The organism is Microcystis sp. M169S2 (assembly GCF_020245865.1).
Lineage (GTDB): Bacteria > Cyanobacteriota > Cyanobacteriia > Cyanobacteriales > Microcystaceae > Microcystis > Microcystis ichthyoblabe_A.
This window is the reverse complement of record NZ_JADBUB010000019.1, coordinates 1-7151: the sequence shown is the minus strand read 5'-3', so window position 1 is coordinate 7151 and position 7151 is coordinate 1. Positions and strand designations below refer to the sequence as shown.

The 7151-nt window shown below is 41.8% G+C and carries 8 protein-coding genes; 2 read left to right on the top strand and 6 right to left on the bottom strand.

Annotation, left to right across the window (positions count from 1 at the left end; all coding sequences use genetic code 11):
• Nucleotides 1-197: 197 nt before the first annotated feature.
• On the top strand, nucleotides 198-950 hold the full coding sequence (locus tag IM485_RS01945; protein WP_104397302.1) for an ABC transporter ATP-binding protein: 753 nt from the start codon (nucleotides 198-200) through the stop codon (nucleotides 948-950).
• Here the strand turns inward: IM485_RS01945 and hisH are convergent.
• The 6 genes from hisH to IM485_RS01915 all read right to left on the bottom strand — a co-directional run bounded on the left by hisH (nucleotide 939) and on the right by IM485_RS01915 (nucleotide 6060).
• The gene (hisH, locus tag IM485_RS01940) at nucleotides 939-1577 is read right to left on the bottom strand and encodes an imidazole glycerol phosphate synthase subunit HisH (RefSeq protein ID WP_272103525.1); all 639 of its coding nucleotides are present in this window, start codon (nucleotides 1575-1577) and stop codon (nucleotides 939-941) included. The genes IM485_RS01945 and hisH overlap by 12 nt on opposite strands.
• A gap of 281 nt (nucleotides 1578-1858) precedes the next feature.
• A complete protein-coding gene (locus IM485_RS01935; RefSeq protein ID WP_104397304.1) occupies nucleotides 1859-2899 on the bottom strand; it encodes a sulfate/molybdate ABC transporter ATP-binding protein in 1041 nt (346 codons plus the stop codon).
• 19 nt (nucleotides 2900-2918) lie between these two features.
• On the bottom strand, nucleotides 2919-3761 hold the full coding sequence (gene cysW / locus IM485_RS01930; protein WP_002802588.1) for a sulfate ABC transporter permease subunit CysW: 843 nt from the start codon (nucleotides 3759-3761) through the stop codon (nucleotides 2919-2921).
• Between the two features lie 40 nt (nucleotides 3762-3801).
• Entirely contained in the window at nucleotides 3802-4644 is an 843-nt protein-coding gene (gene cysT / locus IM485_RS01925; protein ID WP_104397305.1) for a sulfate ABC transporter permease subunit CysT, read from the bottom strand.
• Nucleotides 4645-4663: 19 nt separating this feature from the next.
• Nucleotides 4664-5005 (bottom strand): NIL domain-containing protein, encoded by a 342-nt coding sequence (locus IM485_RS01920; protein WP_002802587.1) that lies wholly within the window; start codon nucleotides 5003-5005, stop codon nucleotides 4664-4666.
• 11 nt (nucleotides 5006-5016) lie between these two features.
• Nucleotides 5017-6060, bottom strand: coding sequence for a sulfate ABC transporter substrate-binding protein (locus IM485_RS01915; protein ID WP_287740881.1), 1044 nt, complete (start codon nucleotides 6058-6060; stop codon nucleotides 5017-5019).
• 170 nt (nucleotides 6061-6230) lie between these two features.
• Here IM485_RS01915 and IM485_RS01910 point away from each other — a divergent pair, with 170 nt between their 5' ends.
• Complete coding sequence (locus IM485_RS01910; RefSeq protein ID WP_104397307.1) at nucleotides 6231-7010, top strand: Crp/Fnr family transcriptional regulator; 780 nt, start codon at nucleotides 6231-6233, stop codon at nucleotides 7008-7010.
• The last annotated feature ends 141 nt before the right edge of the window (nucleotides 7011-7151 follow it).

The window sequence follows — 7151 nt, the reverse complement described above, 5'->3', positions numbered from 1 at the left end:
GTTATCAGTTATCAGTTATCAGTTATCAGTTATCAGTTATCAGTTATCAGTTATCAGTTATCAGTTATCAGTTATCAGTTATCAGTTATCAGTTATCAGTTATCAGTTATCAGTTATCAGTTATCAGTTATCAGTTCATCGATTACTCTTCACTGAAAACACTTCCCACTTCATAATTCATAATTAATAATTTATATATGTTACTTTCTGCCAAAGGATTATCGAAAAGTTTTGGGGGCATTCGCGCCGTCAATAATGCTTATTTGGAGGTGCCGCAGGGCAGCATTACCGGGTTAATCGGACCAAATGGAGCCGGCAAAACTACACTTTTTAACCTTTTATCTAATTTTATTCGCCCGGATAAAGGAGAAGTTTTTCTTGATGGTCAGCCCATTCATCAGCTGCCTCCCTATCAAATTGCCCTGAAAGGATGTGTGAGAACTTTTCAAGTAGCAAGGGTATTATCCCGATTAACGGTGTTAGAAAATATGCTCTTAGCTAGTCCGGGGCAAACGGGAGAGAATTTTCTCAAAGTCTGGTTTCAGGGGGCAAAAATTCGCCAACAGGAACAGGAAAATCGTGCCAAAGCTTTGGACATATTAGATTCGATCGGTCTGGTAGAGAAAGCGCAGGATTATGCGGGGGCGTTATCGGGAGGACAGCGGAAATTATTAGAGATCGGCCGAGCGCTAATGACCGAGCCAAAATTAATTTTATTAGATGAACCAGCCGCCGGAGTTAATCCCACTTTAATCGGTCAAATCAGCGACCATATTATCGAATGGAATCGTCAGGGAATTACCTTTTTAATTATCGAGCATAATATGGATGTGATTATGTCCCTTTGTCACCACGTTTGGGTATTAGCAGAAGGGACAAATTTAGCCGATGGCATTCCCAGCGAAATCCAAAAAAACGAGCGGGTTTTAAAGGCTTATTTAGGAGACTAAAGCTAATTTTTGCACCTGTTGAACAAAGTTAGCCAGAATTTTTAAGCCATTAGTCGAGGATTTTTCCGGGTGAAACTGCACCGCCACCAAACGCTCACGAGCGATCGCTGCCGTCACCGTTTGACTGCCGTGGGTGACGGTGGCGGCAGTTAGATGACTATCAAGGGGATCGACATAATAGGAATGGACAAAATAGACGTGAGGGTGCGGGGGTAATCCCTGCCAAAGAGCATGATCCGGCTGGGTGAAGTCTAATTGATTCCAACCCATGTGGGGAATGGTAATGCCCGGTTCCGAGCGAAAACGGCGCACTGTCCCCGGAATAACCCCTAAACCCGCCTCTTGACCTTCCTCTGATGAGTCAAAAAGAATTTGTAAACCGAGACAGATACCGAGAAAGGGTTTACCATTAGCGATCGCCGCTTTGATCGGTTTTTCGAGATGACGGCTGCGAATTTGCCGGACAGCAGGATCAAAAGAACCGACTCCGGGTAAGACAATAGCGTCAGCTTTTTCGAGATCGAGGGGAGAATCGGTAATTTTTGGCACTGCACCCACGGTTTCCAGTCCTTTACAGGCAGAGTGCAGATTTCCCATGTCGTAATCGATGACAGCGATTAAGGTCATTGCTATATACTGATTGGGCGATGACCTTATTTTAGAGCAATCACGCCGCTAAATTAGGTCTTGACTCAAAAGTTGTTAAATGGGATTTGAACCCGCAACGGGCTACTTACAAAGCAGCCCTGCATAATTGATAAAACCCTTTTCCCAAACACAAGGCCATCTCAATCCCTGACAATCGCTTTCGCCAGAATTACAGCCAGCAGAGAGATTGTCTCCCCTAGTCGATGAACATCTGGTTAAACTTCATCTTGATGAGAAAAGCTGTCACACAAATAAAGTTTTTAAATTGAATAATCGATAACTTTCTCACTTTTATTGTCAAAATCAGTGAGTAGGGTCGCTTTTCTCGGTTTTAAATGTACCGTTTGTTCTGGTTGTAACTGTAATTGCTTGTATTCCTCTCGATTGAGATAAGCTACCACCATTTCCCCATCGGCTAACATTAATTCTACTTGTATTTCCCAGCCTAAATGAATAACTCTTTTTACCACTGCCCAACTATTCAACCCATCTTGACTGGGCATAATTTCCAGATCGTGGGGACGGATAAAAACGGTGGAATTATCCCCCGGATGATGTCCATTTCCTAATCCTGCTAAACTGGGTAAGATATTCACTTCCCCAATAAACTGCATCACAAAAGGTGTGGCTGGATGATCGTAAATTTCGGCGGGAGAACCCACCTGTTCAATTTTACCATGATTCATCACAACAATCGTATCGGCCACTTCCATTGCTTCCTCTTGATCGTGGGTAACAAAAACACTGGTAACGTGAACTTCTTCGTGTAAATTTCTCAGCCATACCCTTAATTCTTTTCTAACTTTTGCATCTAAAGCTCCAAAGGGTTCATCTAATAATAATACATTTGGTTGAATGGCTAAAGCGCGGGCTAAAGCTACTCTTTGCCGTTGTCCTCCCGATAATTGGGCGGGATAGCGATCGCCTAATCCTTGTAATTGAATTAATTCTAATAGTTCCTCAACTTTTTTCTTAATTACTGGTGATTTTTGCTGGCGAATTTCTAGACCAAAAGCAATATTTTGACGGACAGTCAAATGTTTAAATAGGGCATAATGTTGGAAAACAAAGCCGATATTTCTCCGCCTAGGATCAAGATGGGTGGTATCTTGTCCGTTAATGATAATTGCGCCACTGTCGGGACTTTCTAATCCCGCAATTGAACGTAATAAGGTGGATTTTCCCGATCCCGATGGTCCGAGAAGGGCGACTAATTTGCCTTCAGGAATGGTTAAACTGATATTATCTAAAGCTTGAAAATTGCCGAAACGTTTGGAAACTTGCTGGATAGTAATACTCATATTTTTAGGTCTTTTGTAGTTAAGTAGTATGAATTTTGTGGGCGGTTTTACGTTCGAGAATTTCTTTGATAATTAAAGTAACTCCTGCTAGTAAGGCGAGAATAGCCGCCGCACTAAAAGCGGCAGGAGTGAGATAATTTTTATAAGCCTGTTCTACGAAAATTGGCAGGGTGGCAGTTCTCCCTAAAATACTGCCAGAAACCACAGAAACCGCCCCAAATTCTCCCATCGCCCGGGCATTAGTTAACAGCACTCCGTACATCAACCCCCAACGAATATTGGGTAAAGTGACGCGCCAGAAAATCTGCCAATCATTTGCCCCTAAAGTGCGCCCCGCTTCCTCTTGTTCTAAGCCAATTTCTTCTAAGACTGGGATAACTTCTCTAGCGACAAAAGGCATAGTAACAAATATAGTTGCTAATACCATTCCGGGTAAAGCAAAAAGTATTTTTATACTGAAAAGTTCTAAAAAAGAACCTAACCAACCATTGCGCCCATAGAGCAGTACAATCATTAAACCCGCTACCACGGGAGAAACTGCAAAAGGTAAGTCAATTAAACTAATTAATAAAGTTTTGCCACGAAATTGATTGCGAGCAATTACCCAAGCGGCACAAAGTCCGAAAATTGTGTTTAAAGGTACAGTAATTAGGGCAATAATTACTGTTAATCTTACCGCTTCGATAAAGTCAGAAGTTCCCGCCGCTTCTAAAAAAGCTTGGAATCCATTGCGAAAAGCATAGTAAAATACTGCCGCTGCTGGAATAAATAATAATAGTGCCAGATAGACAAGAGCGATGATAATTAGTAGGGGTTTGTAATCCCGCTCTTTCGGTTTAGTTGATTTTTTTAGACTCAGCATTTTGATCTGTCTCCGGTTATACTCTAATGTTTTTTACCCTTTACTTAACTCTGTATTTTTGCCCCCATTGCTGCAGGAAATTAATTACTACTAACATGAACAGAGAAACCAGCAATAAAACCATGCCGATTACTGTCGCCCCCGTGTAATCATATTCCTCTAGTCTTTGGAAGATTAAAACTGGGGCAATTAAATCCTTAAAGGGAATATTAGATGAGATAATAACTACAGAACCATATTCGCCGATCGCTCTGGCAAAACCGAGGGCAACTCCTGTTAAAATAGCGGGTAGTATTGTGGGAAAAATCACTCGCCAAAAGATTTGCCAAGAGGAAGCACCGAGGGATAAAGCCGCTTCTTCTACCTCTTTTTCCATTTCCTGTAAAACTGGCTGTAGGGTGCGGACAATAAAGGGTAAAGCGATAAATAACATCGCCACAAAAACCCCTAAAATGGTAAAGGATATCTTAATACCAAAGGGGGCAAAAAATTGACCGAGCCAACCGTTATCACTGTAAACTGTGGCGAGGACTAAACCAGCAACAGAAGTGGGTAAAGCAAAAGGCAAATCTACACAAGCATCGACAATTTTTTTACCCGGGAATCGATAACGCACTAACACCCAAGCGATAATAGTGCCGAAAACTCCGTCAATTAATCCGGCAATTAAGGAAGTAAAAAAAGTGACTTGGTAAGCAGATAAAGAAATCGGTAAAGTGGCAACACGCCAAAATTCAGCAAAACCAAGGGTTAGGGATTTAGCAAATAGTGCCGCTGCCGGTAAAACCAACAAAACCACTAGATAACTAATGGTAATTATCCAAGGAATAGAAACTTTTTTCTGGGGTTGACTGGGAGATAAAGATAATTGTGGGTTAGCCATTGTTAATTATTTTTAGAGATTACCAATTGTCCGCTTCTTCAAGAACTTGTGCTGAATCATACCAAACTTCTACATCTAAATCTGCTAGATAGGAAAGGGCATTTTCTATACCTTGAGAGTTGCCTTGTAGTTGTAAATCGAACCAGCCATCTTGATTATTATTGGCAGCTAACAAAGCAGAAAATATATTCACTTTTAGACCAGGAAAAGATCCTAAACGTGCTATGATTGGCTCGTTAATATACTGTTTAGGAACCCGAATTTTTATCCGTCGGGACGTGGGGCGATCAAGTCCCGATTGATCGAGATGTAAATCACTTTGGGGATGATTAATAGTCTGCCATTGAGGTTGATTATCCATGGTTTTTCTCCTTAAGACTTACCAGCTTTAGTCAGAATTTTATCGAACAAGCCTCCATCATCAAAAAATTGCTTTTGTACCTGATCCCAACCGCCTAAATCCTGCACGGTAAAGAGATTTTTTATCTGAGGAAATTTACTCTCAAACTCTTTAGCTACCGTCGGCTCAACGGGACGAAAACCAACTTTAGCAAATTCTCTTTGTGCCTCTGGGGTAAATAAAAACTGCACAAAAGCTTCGGCCACTTTTCTCGTACCTTTTTTATCCACATTGGCATCAACAACCGCCACGGGATTATCCACAGAAATGTTATAATCGGTGGGAACAGTATAGGCTAAATTCTCACCTTTTTGGTTAGCGAGAATCATCTCGTTTTCGTAATTAATTAGCACATTTCCCTGACCTTGTTTAAAAAATACATCACTAGATTCGCGAGCATCTCTAGGTAAAACTGGCACATTTTTAAACACTTTTTCGACAAAAGTTTGCGCCTCTTGCTCACTGCCTCCCGCTTGTGTCACCGAACCCCAAAGAGCGAGAAAATTCCAGCGCGCTCCGCCAGAAGTCTTGGGATTAGCGGTAATAACTTTAATATTATCCTTGGCTAAATCTGACCATTTATTAATTTTAATATTGGCATCGCGAGGGACAAAAGCCACTACAGATTTATGAACAATAGAGTCATTGGGTGCTTCTTTTTCCCAACCGGGTTGAATTAATCCCGCTTGCTCAATTTTCTTGGTATCCAAAGCTAAAGCCAACGCTACCACATCCGCTTCTAAACCATCGATAACGGCGCGAGTTTGGGAACCGGAACCACCATAACTCTGTTCAAAAGTTACTTTTTGCCCCGTTTTTTCTTGCCATTTCTCGACAAATTTGGGAATGATTTTTTCGTAGGCACTTTGGGTGACAGCATAGGAAACAAGTGTCACAGTCACGGGTTTTTGGCTGTCATTGCCGCTATTGGTGGGGGATGGGGTGCAAGATACCAGCATTCCCCCCGTCAGGACAGTTGCCACGAGTAGGGATAAACAAGACTGGGATGACTGCATCGGCGGCGCTCCTAAGATTTACTCTGAGGTTGTATCTGTTTTCAGGCGTGTTTTAATCCTACAGCACGGGAAACAAAATTTCAATACATTTATAAAACAAATTGGGAATAAGGCGATAACAAGGGAAACTGTGAGAAGATAAAATCAGTGCTACATCTAGGTTTGAGACTATGGGCAAGAGCGTCAAAGCCAAAAAAACAACCCTCCTACAACAACTGATTAACCAGAGTTTTCTTTTTCGCGGACTAGAGGAAGCTTGGTTAAGTCACTATCTCGATGCCGACAATCTCAAGTTAGAGACGCTATTTTCCAATCGTCCCGTCTATACGGCTTTTCTACCCGATGAATTTCTAGATGTTTTGTATGTGATTTTGAATGAGGGTGTAATCGTCGTCCGCAGCACCCCCCTCGACCGGATTATTGCCATTACCTACCCCGGTGGCTGTTTTGGCATGAGGAGTTTACCCTTTAGTTATGGTTTAGCCAGTCGCGCCTTTCCCTGTTTGGTGGAATCCTATAAAACTACCCACGTCCTGAAAATTCCCTTATCGGCGCTAGAAAAGATTTACAACGATAACGAAAGTTTTCGTCAACGGTACTGTTTTTTATTTGAATTACAGCAAAAATTCGAGTATCATTTGCTTAATTGCAGTAGCTATCCACCCCAAGCTGTAGCCACTTTACTCAGAGCCTTAATCTATCAAGAAAGAGAATTAGGCAGTCAACCAGATGCCGAAAATATCTATACTTTTGATTTATCCGTCGATATGATTGCTCGCGCTTGTCAACTCAATCAACGCACCGTCGAACAGGTATTAAAAGGATTGCAAAACGTGGGATTAATTGCCTCAGAATCGACGGGGGATTTAATTCGGGTACTGGATGCCGAGGGTTTAAAAGAAGTTTACAGTGCCACCAGAGATAAAGTTAATTGGTGGCCCCTAAGATAAGTAGGGCTTGCTGAATAAATCTAAAAACCTTGTTGGATAAGGCTTTTAGACTTTTTTGACCTCAAAAAGTGCCGACCATTGGAGGGATCAGGGGTAAAATTCAGGTACTTTTTCCCTGAAAATTAGGTAACTGACTACCTC